The 21,928-nt window shown below is 62.7% G+C and carries 24 protein-coding genes; 20 read left to right on the forward strand and 4 right to left on the reverse strand.

The window, feature by feature from the left end; translation table 11 throughout:
• The 17 genes from ACV1FX_RS34055 (at position 1) to ACV1FX_RS34135 (ending at position 14,491) form a co-directional block, all read left to right on the forward strand.
• Positions 1-1,329 (forward strand): MotB family protein, encoded by a 1,329-nt coding sequence (locus ACV1FX_RS34055; protein ID WP_473121917.1) that lies wholly within the window; start codon positions 1-3, stop codon positions 1,327-1,329.
• Positions 1,326-2,501, forward strand: coding sequence for a chemotaxis protein (locus tag ACV1FX_RS34060; RefSeq protein WP_473121918.1), 1,176 nt, complete (start codon positions 1,326-1,328; stop codon positions 2,499-2,501). Before ACV1FX_RS34055 ends, ACV1FX_RS34060 begins: the two co-directional genes overlap by 4 nt.
• The gene (locus ACV1FX_RS34065; protein ID WP_473121919.1) at positions 2,498-3,784 is read left to right on the forward strand and encodes a flagellar hook-length control protein FliK; all 1,287 of its coding nucleotides are present in this window, start codon (positions 2,498-2,500) and stop codon (positions 3,782-3,784) included. The genes ACV1FX_RS34060 and ACV1FX_RS34065 overlap by 4 nt, the downstream gene beginning before the upstream one ends.
• Positions 3,735-4,316, forward strand: coding sequence for a transglycosylase SLT domain-containing protein (locus tag ACV1FX_RS34070; RefSeq protein ID WP_473121920.1), 582 nt, complete (start codon positions 3,735-3,737; stop codon positions 4,314-4,316). Before ACV1FX_RS34065 ends, ACV1FX_RS34070 begins: the two co-directional genes overlap by 50 nt.
• 82 nt (positions 4,317-4,398) lie before the next feature.
• Positions 4,399-5,625, forward strand: coding sequence for a flagellar hook protein FlgE (locus ACV1FX_RS34075; protein WP_473121921.1), 1,227 nt, complete (start codon positions 4,399-4,401; stop codon positions 5,623-5,625).
• Between the two features lie 34 nt (positions 5,626-5,659).
• Positions 5,660-7,135 carry a flagellar hook-associated protein FlgK gene (gene flgK / locus ACV1FX_RS34080; protein ID WP_473121922.1) on the forward strand — a complete coding sequence of 492 codons (1,476 nt, stop codon included), beginning with the start codon at positions 5,660-5,662 and terminating at the stop codon, positions 7,133-7,135.
• A 3-nt stretch (positions 7,136-7,138) separates the two neighbouring features.
• On the forward strand, positions 7,139-8,185 hold the full coding sequence (locus ACV1FX_RS34085; protein WP_473121923.1) for a flagellar hook-associated family protein: 1,047 nt from the start codon (positions 7,139-7,141) through the stop codon (positions 8,183-8,185).
• A gap of 54 nt (positions 8,186-8,239) precedes the next feature.
• Entirely contained in the window at positions 8,240-8,584 is a 345-nt protein-coding gene (gene flaF, locus ACV1FX_RS34090; RefSeq protein ID WP_473121924.1) for a flagellar biosynthesis regulator FlaF, read from the forward strand.
• A complete protein-coding gene (gene flbT, locus ACV1FX_RS34095; protein ID WP_473121925.1) occupies positions 8,584-8,994 on the forward strand; it encodes a flagellar biosynthesis repressor FlbT in 411 nt (136 codons plus the stop codon). The genes flaF and flbT overlap by 1 nt, the downstream gene beginning before the upstream one ends.
• 14 nt (positions 8,995-9,008) lie before the next feature.
• Complete coding sequence (flgD, locus tag ACV1FX_RS34100) at positions 9,009-9,428, forward strand: flagellar hook assembly protein FlgD (RefSeq protein WP_473121926.1); 420 nt, start codon at positions 9,009-9,011, stop codon at positions 9,426-9,428.
• Positions 9,429-9,431: 3 nt separating this feature from the next.
• Positions 9,432-9,698 (forward strand): flagellar biosynthesis protein FliQ, encoded by a 267-nt coding sequence (gene fliQ / locus ACV1FX_RS34105; RefSeq protein ID WP_473121927.1) that lies wholly within the window; start codon positions 9,432-9,434, stop codon positions 9,696-9,698.
• Between the two features lie 77 nt (positions 9,699-9,775).
• Positions 9,776-11,857 carry a flagellar biosynthesis protein FlhA gene (gene flhA / locus ACV1FX_RS34110; RefSeq protein WP_473121928.1) on the forward strand — a complete coding sequence of 694 codons (2,082 nt, stop codon included), beginning with the start codon at positions 9,776-9,778 and terminating at the stop codon, positions 11,855-11,857.
• Positions 11,854-12,606 carry a flagellar biosynthesis protein FliR gene (gene fliR / locus ACV1FX_RS34115; protein WP_473121929.1) on the forward strand — a complete coding sequence of 251 codons (753 nt, stop codon included), beginning with the start codon at positions 11,854-11,856 and terminating at the stop codon, positions 12,604-12,606. The genes flhA and fliR overlap by 4 nt, the downstream gene beginning before the upstream one ends.
• Before the next feature lie 3 nt (positions 12,607-12,609).
• On the forward strand, positions 12,610-13,014 hold the full coding sequence (locus ACV1FX_RS34120) for a hypothetical protein (RefSeq protein ID WP_473121930.1): 405 nt from the start codon (positions 12,610-12,612) through the stop codon (positions 13,012-13,014).
• A 13-nt stretch (positions 13,015-13,027) separates the two neighbouring features.
• Positions 13,028-13,513: a rod-binding protein gene (locus ACV1FX_RS34125; RefSeq protein WP_473121931.1), complete on the forward strand. Its 486-nt coding sequence runs from the start codon at positions 13,028-13,030 to the stop codon at positions 13,511-13,513.
• 31 nt (positions 13,514-13,544) lie between these two features.
• Positions 13,545-14,039, forward strand: coding sequence for a flagellar biosynthesis protein FlgN (locus ACV1FX_RS34130; protein ID WP_473121932.1), 495 nt, complete (start codon positions 13,545-13,547; stop codon positions 14,037-14,039).
• A complete protein-coding gene (locus ACV1FX_RS34135; protein ID WP_473121933.1) occupies positions 14,036-14,491 on the forward strand; it encodes a hypothetical protein in 456 nt (151 codons plus the stop codon). Before ACV1FX_RS34130 ends, ACV1FX_RS34135 begins: the two co-directional genes overlap by 4 nt.
• A gap of 172 nt (positions 14,492-14,663) precedes the next feature.
• Here the strand turns inward: ACV1FX_RS34135 and ACV1FX_RS34140 are convergent, their stop codons facing one another.
• On the reverse strand, positions 14,664-15,434 hold the full coding sequence (locus tag ACV1FX_RS34140; RefSeq protein ID WP_473121934.1) for a response regulator transcription factor: 771 nt from the start codon (positions 15,432-15,434) through the stop codon (positions 14,664-14,666).
• A gap of 830 nt (positions 15,435-16,264) precedes the next feature.
• Between ACV1FX_RS34140 and ACV1FX_RS34145 the strand changes: the two genes are divergently transcribed.
• Complete coding sequence (locus tag ACV1FX_RS34145; RefSeq protein WP_473121935.1) at positions 16,265-17,224, forward strand: hypothetical protein; 960 nt, start codon at positions 16,265-16,267, stop codon at positions 17,222-17,224.
• Positions 17,225-17,231: 7 nt separating this feature from the next.
• Here ACV1FX_RS34145 and ACV1FX_RS34150 read toward each other — a convergent pair whose 3' ends face one another.
• The 3 genes from ACV1FX_RS34150 to ACV1FX_RS34160 form a co-directional block, all read right to left on the reverse strand.
• Entirely contained in the window at positions 17,232-17,810 is a 579-nt protein-coding gene (locus ACV1FX_RS34150; RefSeq protein ID WP_473121944.1) for a MarR family winged helix-turn-helix transcriptional regulator, read from the reverse strand.
• A 310-nt stretch (positions 17,811-18,120) separates the two neighbouring features.
• Positions 18,121-18,522, reverse strand: coding sequence for an arsenate reductase (glutaredoxin) (gene arsC, locus ACV1FX_RS34155; protein ID WP_473121936.1), 402 nt, complete (start codon positions 18,520-18,522; stop codon positions 18,121-18,123).
• A gap of 161 nt (positions 18,523-18,683) precedes the next feature.
• Positions 18,684-19,799 carry a DUF2336 domain-containing protein gene (locus tag ACV1FX_RS34160; RefSeq protein WP_473121937.1) on the reverse strand — a complete coding sequence of 372 codons (1,116 nt, stop codon included), beginning with the start codon at positions 19,797-19,799 and terminating at the stop codon, positions 18,684-18,686.
• Between the two features lie 524 nt (positions 19,800-20,323).
• Between ACV1FX_RS34160 and ACV1FX_RS34165 the strand changes: the two genes are divergently transcribed.
• Positions 20,324-21,388: a ketopantoate reductase family protein gene (locus tag ACV1FX_RS34165; protein WP_473121938.1), complete on the forward strand. Its 1,065-nt coding sequence runs from the start codon at positions 20,324-20,326 to the stop codon at positions 21,386-21,388.
• 168 nt (positions 21,389-21,556) lie between these two features.
• A partial coding sequence (locus tag ACV1FX_RS34170) for a MetQ/NlpA family ABC transporter substrate-binding protein (protein ID WP_473121939.1) occupies positions 21,557-21,928 on the forward strand: 372 nt, incomplete at its 3' end.

Below are 21,928 nucleotides of genomic sequence, written 5' to 3' on the forward strand. Positions count from 1 at the left end.
GTGAGCGAAGTCCAGCCAGAGCTCGTGATCATCCGCCGGCGCAGCGCCTTCGACGATGCGCCGGCCAAAGGCGGCGTCTGGAAGATCGCCTACGCGGACTTCATGACCGCGATGATGGCGTTCTTCCTGGTCATGTGGCTGCTCAACGCACTCAATCAGGACCAGCGCCAGATCGTGGCGAGCTATTTCAATCCGATCGAGCTCGCAGAGAATGCGCCGGCGCCGAAGGGACTCAAGGATCCCCGTAAGACGGACCCTGCCGCGTCCGATGGCCAGGATGGCAAGCGCATGCCGGCCGGACGCAGCGAGGAGCGCCGCGGCGACTCGCCCACGGCCGAGAAGCCGCCGTACTACGAGGAAAAGGTGTTGTTCCGCGATCCCTACGCGACTCTCGCGGAGATCGCCGCCGGATCGAGCCAGGCGGCGGGGCAGCGGCGCGTCGGGGCGCTCGCTGCCGCGGAGGAAGAGGGCCTGAAGGGCGGCGAGGCCTATCGCGATCCCTTCGATCCCGGTTTTTGGAAGCTCGCCCCACAGGCCTCGAAGGAGGGGCAGGCGAGCGAGCCTGAACCCATCCAAAGCCCTGCAGCGCGCGCAAATTTCGCCGGCGCGGATCGAGGCGAGCAGCAGCAGCCGACGCGTCGCGGCAGGGCTGATGACGCCGGTGGCACCGTCGCAGCCGATGCGCAGGCCACGTCCGCAGCCACGTCGCCTCTGTCGCCGCCCAGTCCGGCATCGTCGTCAGTCAATCGCGACGGCAAAGCCCAATCCAGCCCTCAGGCCAATTCGCAGGCGAACGCTGCGAGCCAGTCGCGCCCGGTCGAGTCCCAGAAGGACACTGACCCGCGGGATGCCGGGCAGACGCAGCAACCGACCGCCAAGCAGCTGCAAGCCGCGATCACCGACGTGCTCTCGGACATCAAGGCCGGCGCCGGGCCGGTGGCGGAGGTGCGGCAGGTCGAGGAAGGCCTGCTCGTCAGTCTGACCGACGACGCGAGTTTTGGCATGTTCGCCGTCGGCTCCGCCGAGCCGCGCCCCGAACTGGTCCGCGTCATCGACAGGATCGGGCCGCTGCTGACCAAGCGACCGGGCACGATCATCGTTCGCGGCCATACCGACAACAGGCCCTACCGGTCGGAGACCTACGACAACTGGCGGCTTTCGACGGCGCGCGCCCAGATGGCCTATTACATGCTGGTTCGCGCGGGGGTCGATGCGCAGCGGATCGAGCACGTCGAGGGTTACGCCGATCGTCGGCCAAAGCTCACGAACGATCCGGCGGCGGCGCAAAATCGTCGGATCGAAATCTTGATCCGGGAGAAGCGCCCGTGATCAGCCCGAGAGTGTTCACGCTGCTGTTGCTGCCGTTCGCTGCGACGAACGTCCTCGCCGCAACGCCGGAGCCGGAGGAGCCGTATGCGCTGGTTCGTTCGTTGCAGGCGGTGCAGGACGGCATCGCCAGCGGCGACGCCTCGGCGCAAAGCGGTCATCTCGTACTGATCAGGCAGATCGGTGACAAATTCCTCGTCGCCGATCCGAACGTTTGGAACAATCCCCAGAACGGTCAGGCCATCGTCGTCTACCTGCTCAGCGGCGGCGCGCCGCAGATCGTGCGAAAGCTCCCGCGCGAGCGGATCAATGTCGACGAAAGGCTGCTCAACGGCGCACTCGCCTATGTCGAGGGCCGCCAGGATGAAGCGCGCGAGCTTTTGAAGGACGTCAAGCCGCGCACGATCCCTTCGAGCATGAGCGGACAGATCGCGCTGGTGCAGGGCGCACTGCTCGCAAACGCCGATGCCGCAGTCGCGATCGAGCGGCTGGACGATGCGCGCCTGCTGCTGCCGGGCACACTCGTGGAAGAGGCGGCGCTGCGGCGTGAGGTTCTGCTGGTTGGGCAGGCGGAGGATTTCGACAAGTTCGAGTTTTTGACGCAGGCTTATATCCGGCACTATCGCAACTCGGTCTATGCCGGAGATTTCTGGCAGCGTTTCTCCTCGGCTCTGACGCGTTCGAGTCTTGCGCTCGACGAGCGTCGTTTTTTGCGGATTGCGGCGCTGCTCGACCAGATCGACCGCGCGAACCGTCTCAAGCTCTATCTGGCGATCGCGAAAAACGCGCTCGTCCACGGACGGCTTGCCGTGGTGCGGCTTGCAGGCGAGCAGGCGCTGTCGCTGAGCGCCGACGGGAGCGGGGATCGCGAGCGGGCGCGTCTGTTCCGGGGGAGCGCCCGGGTGCTCACCGATGACTATGAGGGTGGCCTCACTGAACTGAAGGCGATCGACAGATCGAAGCTGCCGGAGCGCGAGGCGTCCCTTCTCAACGCAAACATCCAGCTCGCGCTCGACGTCCGCAAGCCGATCTCCGGTGCGCCGTCCGCCATCGCCGCCGACAAGCCGCCGCCCACGCCGGCGCGTCTGGACCTGGCGTCATCGGCCGCGGCTCTTGCGCGCGCGCAAAAGCAGCTCGAGGAGCTGGAGCTTCTGACCAAGGACCGCCGCCCATGACCAAGCTGAACGGCACTTCGGGACAGCTCTTCTCGGTTGTCGCGGAAAGCATCAATGCGCGCGGAACGGCCCGCTCCACAAGGAGCCAGACCCAGCAGGGCAGCGCGGATTCCGGCTTTCACGATCTGCTTCACACGGTGTCGAACCTCGCGAAACGGGCCTTGAATGATTCCGGAAGCGAAACGGCCGTGAAGTCGAGCACACTGCGCACGCGCCTGGCGCAACTGTCCGAGCGCGAGGAAAAGGAAGAAACGGTCGACGACAGGGCCGGTTCGGCCGAACAGCCGCAAGGCCCCGGCAAGCACGATCCGCTCGATCTCACACCGAAGTCGGAGGTTCAGGTTCGGCTGAGCTTTCCCACGATTGTCGGGACAGAGCTTGCCGCTGTGGCAGTCGTCAAACCGCAGGCGCAGTCGCTCCCGGGCGACAAGAAGGATGCACCCGCGCGATCCGAGCACTCTCTTGGTGAACGCGAGCTCGCGGCTGCAAGCGTTGCCAAAGCGCAAACGGCCGACGCCACCGAAGCCGGGTCGCGGAGGCAAGTTGCCGCGCCGCAACTTGCGACAGCGCCGCAAGGCGATATGCTGGCGCAAAAGCCCATGCCTGGCGGGTCTGGTTTCGAATCGGTCACGGCGAATGTCGAGCGCGCCGCAAAAGCGTCCGCTCGCGATGCGTTGCCCGAAGCGGCCAAGGTCACCGTCGTGCAGCAAGAGACCCATCTTCCACCCGTTGCGCAGTTCACCGCGCCGCAGCAGGTGGTGAACGCCGTCGTGACGGAATTGGAAACCTCCTCGGCGCCGGCGTCGTCCGCTACACCCGATCTCGGCACAGCGCTGGGCAATTCACCTGATCAGCCACTGAAGATCCTGACCATCAATCTCGAGCCGCCCGCGCTCGGCAATGTCACCGTGCGGCTTCGCCTGGTCGGCGAGGCCGTCTCCGTCCATCTTGCGGCCGACCGCAAGGACACCAGCCAGATGCTCGACCAACAGCGCGACTCGATCCGCGAGCTGATGCAATCGGCAGGCTACGTTGCTGAGGTTGCGCCGGTTCAGCACGGCGCGCTGGATGGATTTCAGGCTGGCTCAGGCCAGTCGCAGCCCTCTCTCTCCGGTCAACCGCAATCGCATAACGCGCAAGGAGCGTTCGACGGATCGAGCGCTTCGTCCGGTCAATCCGACGGAGGAGCAAGGCAGGCGAGGGACGAGCGCCAGCCCAACCAGGAGACGCGTCATGAGCAGGACGTGGCCCAGCGCACTCGTCGCGGCCCTGTTTATCTCTAGCGCGACTGCCGCTGCGGCGGGCACAGGCAGCACGCGTTCATGCGAGCGCGAAATCGCGCGTGCGGCGCAAGTGCACGGCATTCCGCTCGGCATCCTCTATGCGGTCGGCCTCACCGAAACCGGCCGTCGCGGCGCGCTCTATCCTTACGCGCTCGGCGCCGAAGGCCAGACGGTGTTTGCCAAGGACCTCGACGATGCGATAGCGAATTTCGAGGCGATGCGGCATCGGGGCGTCAAGCTGATCGATCTCGGCTGCATGCAGATCAATCACTTTTATCACGGCGACAAGTTTGCCTCCGTGCGCGCAATGTTCGATCCCGCCAGCAATGTCGATTACGCGGCTCGCTTCCTGAAGGAGCTGAAGCAGCGGGAGGGAAGCTGGACCATGGCGGTCGCCCGCTACAACGCAGGACCCAACAACCAGCCTGCGCAGAAGCGATACATCTGCCACATCGTGGATCATCTCGTATCGAGCGGGTTCGGTGCCTGGACCGAGAAGGCGCGTGCTTTCTGTCAGAAGGAAGCGGTGTGACGACGATGTGCGAGCTTCACGGCCAGCCCCGCGCAAGCAAGCATGGTCATTGTAGGCCCAATATATCAAAGGAGCCCCATCCATGAGCCTGTATGGCGTAATGCGCACCGGTGTATCCGGCATGAGCGCGCAGTCCAACAAGCTGTCGACGGTCTCGGACAATATCGCGAACGTCAACACCACCGGCTACAAGAGGGCGTCGACCGAGTTCTCCTCGCTGATCCTGAAGAGCGGCTCGGGCAATTACGACTCGGGCGCCGTCGAGACGGACGTCCGCTACGCGATCAGCGATGCCGGACACATGCAGTTCACCACGTCGACGACCGATCTTGCCGTCCAGGGCAACGGCTTCTTCGTCGTGTCGGACTCGGCGGGCACGAAGCAGTTCCTGACCCGGGCCGGCTCGTTCGTGCCTGACAGCCAGGGCAACCTGGTCAACGCCGCCGGCTTCTATCTGATGGGCTACCCCGGCGCCGTATCCAACATCTCCTCGAACAGCACGGCGGGGATGCAGATCGTCAACATCAATCAGGCAAAGCTTCAGGCCACGCCTTCGACCACGGCGACCGTCACCGGCAATCTGGACCCGAGCGCAGCCGTCATCGCTGGTCCGCCCTCTCCGGCGTCGTACTCATCGAAGAGCTCGATCGTTGCCTATGACAACATCGGCAGAGCCGTGACGCTCGATGTCTATATGTCGAGGACCGCGACGACCGCGACCCAGGACACCTGGGAGGTCCAGGTCTACGATTCCTCGACGGGAACGCCGATTGCGGGTGCTTCCGGCACGTTCAATTTCGACACCACCGCGGTGGGAAAGGGTGCGTTGACCGGTCCATCGACCTTGTCGGTGAACGTTCCCAACGGTGCCGCGATGACGATGGACCTGTCGGCCATGACGCAGGTAGCTTCGAGCTTCAGCTTCAAGGCCACTGTCAACGGCAATGCTCCGTCTTCCGTCGAGAAGGTGGATATCGATGACAAGGGCGTGGTGAACGCGATCCTCCAGAATGGAACGCAGATACCGATCTATACGGTGGCGCTCGCCAATGTCCCGAGCCCCGACAACCTCACGCCTGAAGTCGGCAACGTCTACTCGGTGAGCCTCGACTCCGGAAACCTTCAGATCGGCAATGCCGGTACGGGCGGTCTCGGCACGATCCAGTCCGGCGCGCTCGAGGATTCCAACGTCGATCTTGCCGACGAGCTGACCGCGATGATCGAGGCGCAGCGCGGCTTCACTGCGAACTCGAAATCGTTCCAGACCGGCGCCGATCTGCTCGATGTCGTCGTCAACCTGAAGCGCTGAAGTCTTCAGCGCCGATCCCGGGCAAGAGCACGCCATGTCCCTTACCTCAGCCCTCGACTCCGCCCGCAATTCGCTGATGGCGTCGGGCATCCAGTCGTCGACGATTTCGCGCAACATCGCCGGCGCCAGCTCGACCGGCTATTCGCGCAAGATCACCGTGCTGGACAATCTTCCCGGGGCCGGCGTCTATGTGGAGGCGATCCAGCGTGCCGCCTCCTCCGGTCTGTACAGCAACGTCCTGACTGCGACTTCCGCGGCTGCCACGCAGAGCGCGATCTATGGCGGTCTCCAGAAGATCGCATCTGCCACGGTGGACGATCCGGAGCTCGATCAGTCGCCAACGGCGCAGCTCAACGCGCTGAAGCAGGCGCTCCAGCAATATGCCAACGCGCCTGACAACACCACGCTGGCGCAGGCAGCCGTCACGTCGGCCAAGGACATGGCGACCGCGCTCAACCAGGCGACCCAGACCGTGCAGTCGGTCCGCGAGGGCGCGGACGCCGACATGGAAACGTCGGTTCAGAACATCAACCAGTTGCTCTCGCAGTTCCAGACCGTCAACACGGCGATCGTAAAGGGAACGATCGCCGGTGACGACGTGACCGACTATCTCGACCAGCGCGACAGCATCGTCTCGAAGCTGTCGCAGGAAGTCGGTGTTTCGATGTCGATCCGCCCGAACGGCGAGGCGGCGCTCTATACCGACAGTGGTGTCGTCCTGTTCGACAAGACGGCGCGGACGGTGAGCTTTTCGCCGACCAATGCCTACACTGCGGGAACGACAGGCAACGCGGTCTATATCGACGGCGTGCCCGTGACCGGTGCCAACTCGGTGATGCCGATCAAGTCCGGCAAGCTCGCGGGACTCGCTCAACTGCGCGACAACGACACGGTCACCTATCAGGGTCAGCTCGACGAGATTGCGCGCGGCCTGATCAATGCTTTCAGGGAAAGCGACCAATCGGGCGCAGCGCTCCCCGATGTTCCCGGTCTCTTCACTTACTCCGGCGCGCCGGTGATGCCGGCGAGCGCCACCGTCTCGGTCGGCCTTGCTGGCCTGATCAGCGTCGCGGCGTCGGTCGATCCGGCGCAGGGCGGCAACCCAAATCTGCTGCGCGACGGCGCGATCAGCGGCAACGCCGCATACCAATACAACACGGCCGGCAACGGCGGCTATTCGACCAGGCTGCAGCAGCTCATTAGCAACATGGATGCGTCGCAGCCATTCGATGCAACCACGCAAGGCAAACCGAGCGGCAGCTTGATCGACTTCGCGGCGTCGTCGACGAGCTGGATCGAAAACCAGCGTAAGGTCGCGGACGACAACGTTACCTACCAGAATACGCTGCTCGACCGCAGCACCGCGGCGCTTTCGAACGTCAGCGGCGTCAACATGGACGACGAGATGTCCTTGATGCTTCAGGTTGAGCGCACCTATTCGGCGTCGTCCAAGATCATCTCGACCGTTGACGAAATGTTGCAGAGCCTGCTGTCTGCCGTGGGGAATTAAGTCATGATGAGCGCGAACTACATCTCGACCTTGATGCTGTCTTCCTCGTTGAGGTCCTCGATCACGAACAATCAGGCGGCGCTGACCAAGGCCTCAAAGGAAGCCACCACCGGCCGCTTCGCCGATATTGGTCTCGAGCTTGGTGCCACGACGGGAAACGACGTCACGCTGCGGGCCGACTTCAGCTTCGCCGATCAGCTCGTCGATACCAACGGGCTCGTCTCGGGGCGCTTGGACACGACGCAGAACCGCATCACTCAGCTCAGCTCGACCGCAACGGACTTCCTCAAGGACTTGATCGCTGCCCGCAGTACGGATGGTGGCGGGCGGATCGTCCTGCCGCCTGCGTCCTCAAACCTCCAGGATCTGATCGGCGCGCTGAACGTCTCCTATAACGGCTCGTATCTTTTCTCGGGTATCAACACGCAGAACACTCCGATCACGGCTTACACCGCGGGCTCGGCCAGCAAGAACCAGGTTGACGCCGATTTCCTGTCGACCTTCGGCTTCTCGCAATCTTCGGCCAGCGTAAGCAGCATTACCCCGGCCCAAATGCAGACCTTTCTCGACACCACCTTCGATGCCGAGTTCGCCAGCCCGGCCTGGAACACCAACTGGTCATCGGCCACAGACCAGGTCATGCAAAGCCGTATCTCCACGACCGAGGTCGCCGATACGTCCGTGAGCGCCAACCAGGCTGGCTTCCGCAAGCTCGCCGAGGCCTACACCATGATGGCGGATCTCGGGAACGCGAACCTGAGCCAAGAGACGTTCCAGGTCGTCGTGGACAAGGCCATCGGCCTCGTCGGCAACGCCGTGACTGATCTCGCCGTGCTCGGCGGCAGCGTCGGCACGGTCCAACAGCGGATCACCTCCGCAACCGACAAGCTCAAGACACAGCAGGACATTCTCAACAATCAGATCGTCGGCATGGAGAAGGTCGATCCGACCGAAGCCTCGGTTCGCGTCAATACGTTGCAGAACCAGATCGAGACGGCACTCGCGCTCACCTCGCGCATGCAGAAGATCAGCCTCATCAACTATCTCTGAGCCGGAGTGTTGGTCGTTGCCCTATCGTTCGCTTTCCTGCGCAGAGTGGTCCTGATGACTTTTGAAGCTTATGAAGCGGTGGTGGAAGAGAGTAGCCTGGAGGCGCGGGGCCGCGAGCGGATGGCCCTGACTCTCGGCATCGACCGGCTGGAGCACCTCGGCAAGGGCATCTTCAGTGCCGAGGACCTGGTTGAAACCTTGCTCTATGTTCGCCGGCTGTGGGCGATCTTCATCGAAGATCTCTCGCACCCGGAGAACGGCTTGCCCGAGCAGCTCCGTGCCGACATCATCTCGATCGGCCTGTGGGTCGTCAAGGAGGCCGATCGCCTGCGCGCGGAGAATTCAAACGACGTCGTGCAGCTCGTCGAGATCAACCGCGTGATCCGAGACGCGCTCTGATGAAGATATCTTTGCGGGCGGGCGAGCGGATCTACGTCAACGGCGCGGTGCTGCGTGTGGATCGCAAGGTCTCGCTGGAGCTCGTCAATGACGTGATGTTCCTTCTTGAAGGCCAGGTCATGCAGGCGGCCGACGCGACAACGGCGTTGCGCCAGCTCTATTTCATCGTCCAGCACATGCTGATGAACCCGACCGACATCGCCGGTGCAGCGGCACTCTACGGGCAGCATCACGCCGCCCTGCATGCGGTCTGCGAGAACCAGCGGATGCTGGAGGGCCTGGCCGCGATCGACCAGATGGTCGGAGCGAGCCGCTACTACGAAGCCTTGAAGCAAATACGGGCGCTGTTCCCGGTGGAGCAGGCGATCCTGGCCGGTCCTGCGACCAATGTCCCCTTCGAGGCGGCCTGACAGCGGAGAGATACATGAACGTCACCAGCGCGACCGACGCGACCAGCACGCAGTCGACCTCGACCGCGTCCACCACCACGACGACGGCGACCAACACGGTCGACTACAACACCTTTCTTCAGCTCCTGATCGCCGAGATGAAGAATCAGGATCCGACCAATCCGATGGATACCTCGCAATATATGAGCCAGTTCGCGCAGCTCTCGACGGTCGAGCAGGCCATGCAGACCAATTCGAAACTCGACGCGCTGCTCTCTTCCTCTGCGCTGTCCCAGGCCGACGGCCTGATCGGGCATACCGCGAGCTATACTGACAGCAGTGGAACGACCGTGAGCGGCAAGATCGCCTCGGTCTCGATCAACACCGATGGCGCCGTCGCCACGCTCGAGAACGGCACGCGGATCCCGGTCGGCGCCGGGCTCACCATCAGCTAGCACATGAACGAGAGGGACGCGCTCGACATCGTCCAGCAGGCGATCTGGACGATCATCATCGCCTCGGGGCCCGCGGTCGGGGCGGCGATGCTGATTGGCACGATCATCGCGCTCATCCAGGCCCTGACCCAGATCCAGGAGGTGACGCTGACCTTCGTTCCGAAGATCATCGTCATCCTGCTCGTCGTCGCCGTCTCCGGCTCATTCATCGGCGCGCACCTCTCCACCTTCACCGAGATGGTGTACTCGCGGATCGAGCACGGATTCTGAGCCGCGGCTCGCCGCCGCCATCCTCGCGTAAGCTTTGCGCGGCAGATTGCACGGCAGAAATCTCCTGCCGGTGACCCATGGCCGATACTTTGATTGCGAGCCTGCCGAACCCGCGACGACTTGGCGCGGACGCCTTCTTCGCGGGCGGCATCGTGGTCATGCTCACGATCCTGTTCCTGCCGATACCGCCGATGCTGATCGACCTCGGCCTCGCGGTCTCGATCGCGCTCTCGGCGCTCATCCTGATGGTTGCGCTGTGGATCCAGCGTCCGCTCGACTTCTCGGCCTTCCCGACCGTGCTTCTGATTGCGACGATCCTGCGACTGGCGCTGAACATTGCGACCACCCGTCTGATCCTGTCGCGCGGCGGGGAGGGCGAACAGGCCGCCGGCTACGTCGTCGCTGGGTTCTCGAAGTTCGTCATGGGCGGCGATTTCGTCATCGGCTTGATCATCTTCGCGATTCTGGTCACGGTCAACTTCGTCGTGATCACCAAGGGCGCGACCCGCATCGCCGAGGTGGGCGCCCGTTTCACGCTGGATGCCATTCCCGGCAAGCAGATGGCGATCGACGCCGACCTATCCGCGGGCCTGATCGACGACAAGGAAGCGCAGCGACGGCGTCGCGAGCTCGAGGAAGAGAGTGCGTTCTTCGGTGCGATGGACGGCGCCTCGAAGTTTGTGCGAGGCGACGCCATTGCGGGCCTGATCATCACCGCGATCAACATTTTCGGCGGCATCGTCATCGGCGTCACCCATCACGGCCTGACGCTCGCGCGCGCCGCTGACGTCTACACCAAGCTGTCCGTCGGCGACGGTCTGGTGTCGCAGATGCCGGCGCTGATCGTCTCGCTGTCGGCGGGCCTGCTGGTTTCGAAGGGTGGTACCAGGGGGTCGGCGGAGCAGGCCGTGCTCCGCCAGCTCGGCGGCTATCCGCGCGCCGTGTCCGCCGCTGCTCTGATGATGTTCGTTCTCGCAGTCATGCCGGGTTTGCCGCTGGCGCCGTTCATACTGCTTGGCGGGGTTATGGCCTTTGTCGGCTATTCGCTGCCCAAGCGCCAGGCGGCGGCCCAGCGCAAGGAGGAGGCGCGCAAGGCCGACGAACGGGCGCAGGCCGAGGCCAGGGATTCCGTCAAGGAATCGCTGAAAACGGCGGAGATCGAGCTCTCGCTGGGAAGCCAGCTTTCGGTTCACCTGCTCGGCTCGCGCAGCGAGCTCGCTCACCGCGTCGCCAAGATCCGCAAGAAGTTCGCCAAGCAGTACGGCTTCGTGATCCCGGAGATCAAGCTCACCGACAACCTGTCGATCGATCCCAAGGGTTATCAGATCCGGATTCACGACACGCGGATCGCGCATGGCGAGCTGCGGCTCGGCGAGGTCATGGTGCTGGTGGACAAGGACGGCAAGCCCGACGTGCCCGGCGACGAGGTGATCGAGCCGGCTTTTGGCATGAAGGCGCTGTGGGTGACCGAGGCCTTCACCGAGGAGGTCAAGCGGCAGGGCTGCAAGCCCGTCGACAATCTGTCGGTGCTGCTCACGCATCTGAGCGAGGTCATCAGGGCGAATCTCTCCCAGCTCCTGTCCTACAAGGACATGCGCAGCCTGCTCGACCGGCTCGATCCCGAATACAAGCGCCTGGTCGAGGATCTCTGCCCGTCGCAGATCTCCTATTCGGGGCTGCTGGCGATCCTGAAGATACTGCTCGGCGAGCGCGTCTCGATCAGGAACCTCCATCTCATCCTCGAGGCGATCGCCGAGATCGCGCCGCATGTGCGTCGTTCGGAACAGGTCGCCGAGCATGTGCGGATGCGGCTTGCCCAGCAGATCTGCGGCGATCTCTCCGACAACGGCGTGCTCAACGTGCTGCGTCTCGGCAATCGCTGGGACCTCGCATTTCACCAGAGCCTGAAGCGCGACGCCAAGGGCGATGTGGTCGAGTTCGATGCGGATCCTCGCTTGATCGAGCAATTCGCGACCGAAGCGAGCGCGGCCGTCAGAAAGATCACCGAGAAGGGCACGAACGTCGTGCTTGCGGTGACCCCGGAAGCCCGTCCCTATGTCCGCATGATCCTGGAGCGGGTGTTCCCGACCCTGCCGATCCTGTCGCATGTCGAGGTGGCGCGCAGTGCCGAGATCAGGGCGCTTGGAGCGGTGTCGTGATCAACGGTCTTGCGGATAGCGTTCTGGCTACTTTCATCGTGTTCTGTCGCGTCGGCGCCTGCCTGATGCTGGTGCCCGGCTTTTCCAGCGTCACCATTCCGGTTCAGATCCGCCTGTTCGTCGCGATCGTCACCACCTTCGCGCTGGCGCCTATCCTGGTCGCGACGCTGAAGCCGCTCATGGCAGACGCGCAGCCGCTCACGCTGGCTTCGCTCATAGGCTCGGAGCTGTTCACCGGCAGCATCATCGGCATCGCCGGGCGCGTGTTCTTTCTTGCGCTTCAAACGATGGCGACGGCGATGGCGGGTGCGATCGGGCTTTCCAACATTCCGGGAACGCCGGTCGGTGATACCGATCCGGCGCCGGCGCTGGTCCCTTTGATCATGGCGGCCGTGACCACGTTGTTCTTCATGACCGACCAGCACTGGCAAGTGCTGAGAGGGTTGATGAATTCCTACGACGTCTGGCATCCCGGCGACAGGCTTGGCGGCGACGTCGCGCTGTCTCAGCTCGTGAATCGTCTCTCCGAAGCGTTTGTGCTGACTTTGCGGATCACCAGCCCGTTCATCGTCTATTCCGTCATCGTCAATTTCGCCGTCGGCCTGGTCAACAAGCTGACGCCGTCCATCCCGGTCTATTTCATCTCGGTGCCGTTCGTCATGCTCGGCGGGCTCTTGCTGCTCTATCTGACCAGCGATGAGCTCCTGACGCAGTTCATGATCGGCGTGACGTCGTTTCTCGCGGAATGAATGATGACGTCACGTGCGGAAAGGCTCACGCGCATGGTCTCGCTGATGAAGCTGCAGCTCCGGCTCTCGGAATGGCAGCTCGCGGAGCTGAGGCAGCGGGGGCAGCACTTGCAGGACGAGGAAGTCTATCTCGTCGGCACGCTCAACGGCTCGGAGCTGCCGGCCGGCTCATCGAGCTATTCAATCTCCCGGCGGCTTGCGGCCACCAGCGTCGGGGCCCGCGCGGTCCAGGCCGAAACCGAGAAGCAGCTGGGCCAGGTCCATGCGCAGAGCCGGCGCGTGAAGCATCTCGAACAGGTCGCCAGGGCCGTGATCGCGAGCAAGCAGCGCGAGGCCGAGATGCGGGTCCTCGAGGAGATCGCCGGCGCGCACTCCGGTGTGCGCGACTGGACGTCCATAAGCAGCTAGCCGGAGTCGATACATGATCGTGACACCGACGCCCGACGTTGTCCTCGACGTTCTGGAGGCTGCCGACCCGGCGACGCAGCGTGCGGCCATCGCGAAGCTCGATGCGCTGAAGTCGTCGGATGCCGACTTTGCCGCCACGATGCAAACCGAGGCCACCAGGGCGGCGAGCGTCGCCACCGATCAGGTGGTGACAAACACGCCGGTGTCCGCGCTCGATTCCTCGAATGCGGCCGCACCGGTACGGGTCATCAAGGCCCCGTCCTCGGGCGACGTCTACCGCAAGTTCGAGGCTTTCGTTCTCCAGGTCTTCGTCGAGACGATGTTGCCGCAGAACGCGCAGGACCTGTTCGGCAAGGGCACCGCGGGCGGCATCTGGCGGTCGATGCTGGCTGAGCAGCTTGGCAACCAGCTCGCGCAAGGCAAGGGAATCGGAATTGCGAAGCAACTTGCATCTGCGCATCCCGCATCTGTGGATGCCAAGTCGGAAAAGGCCGGATGATGTGGGCTGGTGAGCGGGGAGCTGAATTCATATGCAGGCAGAGGAAGGCGTGACGAGCATGACAGCGGAGCAGTGGGAGACGGAGACGGGGAGCCTGGGCGACGCGGCATTACCCGTGCCTCTAGCGGATGCACGCGCCGAACCCACCCCCGTGGCGGCCGACCCGCCCAGGTTCGACGAGGTGCGTGGCCTGCTCGCGGCTATACGGCGGCTCGAAAGTGTCATCGAGGAGGAGACGCTCGCGCTCCAGACGGGAAAGAAGATCGACTTCGATGATTTCAGCACCCGCAAGAGCCGCAGCATGCTGGAATTCGTCCGCTTGATGCGCGCGCAGCTCCACCTCGGCGCGGAGGTCGAGGTGACCGACGAGATCCAAAGCCTGCGGCGAAAGCTCGAGAAGAACCGCGCAGTCCTCGAGATGCACTACGACGCGGTGCGCGAGGTGGCCGAGATCATCGTGCGGGCGATCAGGGAAGCCGAGTCGGACGGCACCTATAGCGGCAGGACCTCGCAGGAGGGCAAATGATCAAGCTGTTCCTGACCGGACTCTGGGTATGCATTCTCACCGCGGGAGGAAGCTACGCCGTCGCCTATTGGAAGGAGAACGGTGGCCTGGTGCACAAGGACGAATACCTCGACGGCCTCCAATACCAGAAGACGCGGGCGCTCAGCGTGCCCATGGTCGAGAACGGCAATGTGCAGGGTTACATCGTCGCGCGGTTCGTCTACACGGTCGAGGCGCGGACCATGCACCAGCTCACTGTTCCGCCGGATCCGTTCGTGGTCGATGAAGCCTTCCGCAGGATCTACGCGGACGATCGCCTGGATTTCAGGAAGCTCGCTCGTTACGATCTGTCCATCCTGACGGCCGCCATCAAGCAGCGCGTCAACGAGCGTATGCAGGCCGACGTCATTCAGGACGTCCTGGTCGAGGATTTCAACTACGTCTCACGCGACGAATTCCAGCCCAAGCCTTAATCGGAGTGCAAATCTCTCGTCCGCGTCGTTGCGAGCGCAGCGAAGCAATCCAGTCTGTCTCCGCGAACGATTCTGGATTGCTTCGCTGCGCTCGCAATGACGGAGATTGTGGGACAGGCGCACGGTCCCTGCGCACCTGAGCGCGGGGACCGTGCCTGATCCGGGCTCCTCGCTAGCCGCTCGCTGAGTATGCCGCCGGGCTGGCGTGCGGTCGGTTGAGGAGGATGCCGACGTCCTGGAGCTCTCCGATCGGCTCGTCGATGGTCTCGCTTACGGGGATGTCGAGCCGGTAGCCGACGTAGCGCCGCGCCACGATGGCATCGAAGCCGAGACGATCGCGCAACTTCTTGCGCAGCTTGCTGACATGGCTTTCGATCACGCTCTCGTCATAGGCCGACTCGAAGATGCCGTAGACTGCATTGAAGATCTGCGTCTTCGTGATCCATTTGCCGTGGTTGCCGACCATGTATTCGAGGATGCGCAACTCGCGGCGCGGGAGCGTCAGGGCATGACCGCCTATCTCGGGGTCGCGGCCGTTGAAGAAGACCTGAATCCTTGTCTCGCAGGGCCGCGGGCTGTCGCCCATCCGGCGCCGCGCGATCGCCGCGGTCCTGGCGAGGATCTCGCGCAGGTGTATGGGGACATGCACGACGTCGTCGACGCCGGCCTCGAACAGCTCCAGTGTGTTCTTGAGCATCTTCAGTCCGCTCAAGGCGATGATCGGAGCCGATGATCGCCTGCGTACTGCGCGCGGAACGCTTCCGCGCGCATCGACATCCCCCAAGAGGAAGGCGTCGACGGCTTCGAGATCCGCTTCGCTCGCGGATTGCAGCCAGTCCCAGAATTCACCGGAAGAGAAGCCGATCGACGAAACGCCTTCACGAACGAGCCCTGCTATGTAGCTGTTCGCCACGCTTTCGCGATCCTCAACGATTATATACATCAGTCTTTCGCCCCTGTTTCGCACTCGCCGAGATCCTGCCGGGAAGGTTTTTGTGATGCCCCGGCCGAACCAACGGCCATGCCGTCTGACGACATTCCCCCGCGAACGCTTGTTGTGGTTCGGTGATGATGTTCGCGGGCAGCCCTACGCATTCAGCGCCTGCGGTCTGCAGGCCTGTTACGCCACTCGATACTGAACGCTTACGAAGTGAGGCTCGGCGAGCGCCTTACGATGGCCTCGCGGAGCAGACCGAGAAAACGACATGGCTCGGCTGCGTCGAGTTACGGATTGTGTCCGAATGCCGCTGAACTGTGTCATTCTCCTCGCCAACTGGCGAGAATCACTTGAGAGGACCGTAACAATTGCCGAATTCCGATCAAGCGCGTGGAACAAACCTCTTGGTAAGCCGGTTTGATGCTGTTTGTTTTTTCTGATTGCTTCTTGATATTTCAGAACGTAACAATTGATTAAGAATGCTTACTAGATCTGTCTCGCGCAGATTCGATCGGTCGTCGAGCCCCGTGAAATCACGGCAATTTTGTGCAGTTGCGTACGTGCGCCTTGGCGGCGGATTTTGACTCCTGCACCGACACATGAGCGCGCGAGGCGGGTGCGCCAATTTGACTCAGGTCGCGCCAGACGATCGCCACAAATGCAATTCGCGATTCTTCTGTGGCTTTGATGCCGCACTGTAGGGCGTCCGTACCGACGCACTACGCTCGCTTGTGTCGTATCCGGCATGACGAATGGTTATAAGCGCGCCGGTTTCGGACAAGCTTGGTGCTCTAATTTCGCGAACAGTGAGAAGAACCGAGACGGAGCATTTTGAAATGTCGTCCGATGGACAAGCTCGTCCGAATGGACCGGCAGACATGTTGGGGGCAGCGACGAAGCGCCGTGATGCGCAGGATCCGAGAGGCAAGGGCTCCTCGCCACGCGCTGCCGCGCCTCAGGCAGGCATCAAGAGTGCCTCGGCCGTTGCGGCGGATGAAGCGGTCGCAAAGGAAGCGCTCGAAGGGCTCAAACGGATCCGCGCCAAAGCCCGGCTGGACAAGATGGCGATACCGAAGCCCGCGTCGGTCGCGGTGCGGCCGGCCGTCATCGTCTCCAAGCCGCCGGCGCCGCGTCCCTCCTGGGTGGCACCGCTTGCGACCCTGGCGGTCGCAGTTGGTCTGGTGGTCAGCACCTGCACAGGCATCATCGCCTATCTGACGACGCAGCCGAGTCAAACCAACGCTGTAACCAGTGCCGAGATCAGGAACCTGCGCGAGACGGTCGCGCAGTTGCGCCGTCAGATCTCCGGTGTCTCGGAGAATCTCGACGGCTTGCGGACCGCCGTCGATCTCTCGAGCAAGACGACGAGTGATCGCTTCGGTCGATTTGCCGAGAATCTCGATCGCATCGAGCGCGTCAATTCGGCTTCGACCGCGAAGCTCGAGAAGCTTGCTCAGGCCCAGACGCCGACACCGGCTCCCGTCGTCTCGCAGACGGCGTCTGCCGTCCAATCCGTGGCAGTCGTAGCGTCGGCAGGCCCTGCCACCGAGATCACGGGTTCGGTGTCGCCGCCGGAGCACGCGGCACTTCCGAAGAAGATGGTGAAAGGCTGGTCGGTTCGTCAGGCCTATGAAGGCATCGCAATCCTTCAGGGGCCGAACGGCGTCGTCGAAGCCATTCTCGGACAGCAGGTGCCGGGCCTCGGTCGCATCGAGGAGATCAAGAGCGACAATGGGCGCTTGCTCGTGCTGACCAGCGCCGGCGCGGTTCTGCCGGCACGCAAAACTGCGCCCTGATCCCGCGTCATTGCCTGCGTTGCTCGAAGCTCGTGCACAGGAGATCGGTCTCGACATCCGTGACGACAGCGCGGAACAGGCGGCAGGTGAACGCGGCGGCCGTCGCGCCCTCGGGATTGTCGTGCGTTTCCCTCAGGAACATGCAGCCTCTGCAAATGTCGGCGCGGTGGCGCTGCTGGCCGGTATCCGATTGGTCCAGCACGTGACGTAGCGCGTCGCGAAAGCTCGTCTTGCGCTCCTCGTCGAGCAGCGCAATCGCATCCACCAGGGCATTGACGGGGTCGCGCCCCAGAAACTTCTTTCCTTGCTGCGTTACGCTCAGAGTCACGGAGCGCTTGTCCTTGGACGATCGCGACTTCTCCAGGTATCCCTTCTGCTCAAGTTCCTGGATGATGTAGGACGCCGTGCCGCGGGTCGTGCCGACATGGCTCGCCAGCGCCGAAGGCGTCCGCGAAAATCTGTTCGCACGGGCAAGGAAGCGCAGTGCCATCCATTCCCGGTCGCGCAAGCCGTGCTTGGCCTCTTCAAACAGGAAAATCCGCGCGAGCTGCCCCAAAAGCTCGATCGACTCGCGTGCCAAATTCATTGTCATTCCAAAATCGTCATTCAAAGTTCGTCTTGCCTGACCGACTTGCGGAGCTGGCGTGCCATGCCGACCCGCCAAGTCAGTGATCGATGCACGAGGCTGCTCGTGAACAGCCCCGCACGTTGCCGCAATGTTGCTTCGCGGGGCCGAGTGGAACCCGGCAGGGGAACTAGGGCATAGGGACGAAAATTCGAGTAAATCGGCCGGATAAAGTCTTCGGAAAACTTGCGACAAATGCGAAGGATGCGGATCGTTGGGCCCATCGCGACGTGGCATCGCGCGCGAGATGACTGCCGTTCAGGATACGAGCCTAGCGCGGCTCGACCACCTCGCCGTCTTCCTTCACGAAACGTCCTACGGGATTCTCCAGGAGATCGATCACGGCCTCCGAAGGCCGGCACAACCGCGTCCCCTTCGGCGTCACCACGACCGGACGGTTGATGAGGATGGGATGGGCCATCATGAAATCGAGCAGTTGGTCGTCGGTCCATTTCGGATCGTCAAGGCCGAGCTCCCGGTAGGGCGTGCCCTTCTCACGCAGGAGTGCGCGGATCGAAATACCCATCTCCGCTGCCAGCTCCTTGAGTCGTTCGCGCGACGGCGGTGTCTTGAGATATTCGACGATGACAGGCTCGACGCCGCTCTGCCGGATCATTGCAAGCGTGTTGCGCGAGGTGCCACAAGCCGGGTTGTGATAAATGGTGACCGTCATCGTGATGTCTCCGCGATTGCGACGGGCGACGCAATGGCGCGCGCCCGACCAGCCAGTTCATCAGCCGCGCTTGGGCAATCGCGCTGCAAAGCCCGGCAGGCAGAAAAGCCCATCGGACGAATACCGGAAAACGTGTCCTTCAGCGCCGGAGGTCGACGCTCTTAGACCGCGTTCCGGGGGCGCTGGAAGGGACCGCTTCCGGCTTCGTCCTTGCGGGATCGGTACAGGGTGATGATGCCTCGGCAGGCCTTGGCGTCGAGACGATGAAAATCGAGTTTCAACCGATCGAGCTCGCCGGCCGTGATGCGGTAATTGGGCGCGCCGAGGAACAAAAGCGCCATCGTGGTCGGCCAGCAGAAGTTCAGCGATTTGGCAAGAATCAGTGCCGGCTCGCGATCCCGTTCGATCAACGCGCGTTCGACGATGTCGACGGGCAATGGACACAACAAGGATAGCGCGACGGCCGTTTCGTTGAACTTGAGCGAATGGGCGAACTCGAAGACCTTGTCTTCGGTCAGTTCGCCGCGCTCGTGCAGCTTTGCGACCGTTCGCTTGGCGGTGAAGTAATCCTTGGAGGCCGGGCCGAACCTGGCGTGCACCGCGCCGGTGATGTCGACGACGACCCTGTGGATCTGCGGCCCGATATCGGGACGCTCGCGCTCGAGCTTCTCGCGCACTTCGACGGAAGCCTTTGCGATGAGCTGATGGAACAGATGCCTGGGAATGTCCTTTCGCAGACCGACGGATTCAGCAAGAATCGAGTCCCCTTCGGAACGCCGCACCAGGTGCAGGAAGCCGGAATTCGAAAAGCTTGCACCGCTATTTGCCGCGATCGAGCTGACGACCTCGTTGCCGCCGCGGACCACGAGGACATCGGTCACGGTTTCCGGAACGGACTGCCGCTGGGAGATCGCCAGCAGATGCTGCTGGCTCTTGCTCCTGGCACAAGCGATCAAGGTCTCGGTGTCGAGGCGCTGCGATTGTCTGAGGATAGGCCAGGCTACGTCGATGCAGTCGTCGGAGGCGAGCTGGTTCGTCAGCTTGTAGGGCGCATTGTTGCTGGCGGCCAGTTTGCCGGCGAGCCGTGCACGTGCGGTCGTTTCGATCTCCTGGGCGAGGCGTCCGATGATTTCACCGAACGTCCAGATCTGATCCTCGGAATAGGTTCCTGCGATCAGGAGATCCGTCGCGTGCCACATCGCCCGCAAACAGCTCTCGGGATTTCCTTTTGCAACAGTCTCTTCCAGATCGAGCAGGAGCGATGAGGTTTCGACCATGGGTGCAACTTTCGGCTTGAAAATGTTCAAAGCAAAACAGCGTAAGGCAACTGCGCCACTTCGCCATCACATGCTTGAACGAGCGGTAAAGCCCGGGTCCGCGTATTGGACCTCGCTTAATGTCGGTCCAACGGAAACGCTCAAATTTGAGCTTGTTGCGGGAGGGGACGGCGAGTGCAGGCAGCGACGGATGCCTGAAAGAATTCTGATTTATGGAATATGCCCGATCGCCGCAGCCCGAGGAAAAAGATGGTCCGCGCGTCGTCACGGAGCGCGGGCCGCATTGCGGTGGACGTTGGCAGGGTAGGGACGGGATGCGCAGTGTTGGGCGGGCCATGGATGACCCGCCTCGTCTGCGATTAAGGGCCGGTCATTTGACGATAGACATCGCGGCGCATTGCTGGCATACCAAATACCTGCGTAGCGGGACGTAAAACCGTAGAATGCTGAGTGGCTTGGCGGCCTCGCGTCGCCCAGGACGTCTGGGATCGCTTGGGCCAGAGAGCGTTAGTGAAAGAGAGAGCATGGCGCGCAACATCCTGATCCTTGGGGCCTCCTACGGCTCCCTGCTGGGGACCAAGCTTTTGATGGCGGGTCACAACGTGACCCTGGTGTGCCGGACAAGGACGGCCGAGCTGATCAATCGCGACGGAACAGAGGTGCGTATCAAGCTGCGCGACGAGGCGGTGCACCGCGCGATCTTCTCGCGCGACCTGCCCGGCAAGCTCGACGCCGTGACGCCGGCCAATGTTGACGTCTCCCGCTACGATCTCGTCGGCCTTGCGATGCAGGAGCCGCAATACACCAATCACACCGTGCGGGTGCTCGTGATCAAGATCGCGGAAGCGGGCCTGCCCTGCCTGTCGATCATGAACATGCCGCCGTTGCCCTATCTGAAACGCATCCCGGCACTGTCAGGCATGGACCTCGAGGAGGCCTATACCAATGCGCAGGTGTGGGAGCGCTTCAAGCCGGGGCTGGTGACGCTCTGCTCGCCAGATCCGCAAGCCTTCCGTCCGCCGGAAGAGGCGGCAAACGTGCTGCATGTCGGCTTGCCCACCAACTTCAAGGCTTCGGTGTTCGAGGACGAGAAGCATAACAAGGTGCTGCGCGAGCTCGAAGGCGATATCGACGCAGTCACGCTCGACGGCCACGACGTGCCGGTGAAGCTCAAGGTGTTCGACTCGCTGTTCGTGCCGCTCGCGAAATGGTCGATGCTCCTCACCGGTAACTACCGCTGCATCACGCCGCACGAGCCGCAATCGATCCGTGACGCCGTGCACACTGATCTGAAGCGCTCGCAATCGATCTATGATCACGTCGATGCGCTGGCACGGCGTCTCGGCGCCGATCCAAAGGATCAGGTGCCGTTCGAGAAATACGCCAAGGCGGCGGAGAGCCTGCCCAAGCCGTCGTCTGCCGCCCGCGCGGTCGCCGCCGGCGCGCCCTTCATCGAGCGGGTTGACCTCCTGGTGAAGCTGATCTCGCATCAGCTCGGCGTGCCCAATGCCGAGATCGACCGCACGGTCGAGACTGTCGATCAGAAGCTGAACGAGAAGATCGTGCAGGGCGGTTCCGGCGCGAGCTAATCGGCACACCGATCAATCGGGCGGCGCGATGTTCCATTTCCTTTTGGGCTCCATCCGGGGAAGCGCTGTCCTTTTGTAGCGACAAATTTGAACTTCCATTTCATTGATATCGCCGGCCAAGCGAGAGATGACGGGGCCAGTGACTGTGAATTCCATTGGAGACCAAGAATGTCGTTTCGTTCCGTTCTGATTCTTTCGACCGTGCTCGCCGCCTGGTCGGCGGTGGCTTCGGCGGAGACCATCAAGATTGGGGTGACCCCGGGGCCGCATGCGCAGATTCTCGAGGCGGTGAAGCCGATAGCAGCGAAGAACGGACTCGATATCCAGCTCGTCGAGTTTTCCGACTATGTCGTGCCGAATGCTGCGCTGGATGCCGGCGACATCCAGGCCAACTCGTTTCAGAATCAGCCCTATCTCGACAACCAGAAGGCCGACCGTGGCTACAAGATCGAGGCGGTGGGGCTGACGGTCAATTTCCCGATCGGGGTCTATTCCAAGAGGCACAAGAATTGGGCCGACATCCCCGATGGCGGTAAAGTC

The organism is Bradyrhizobium ingae (genome assembly GCF_055791185.1).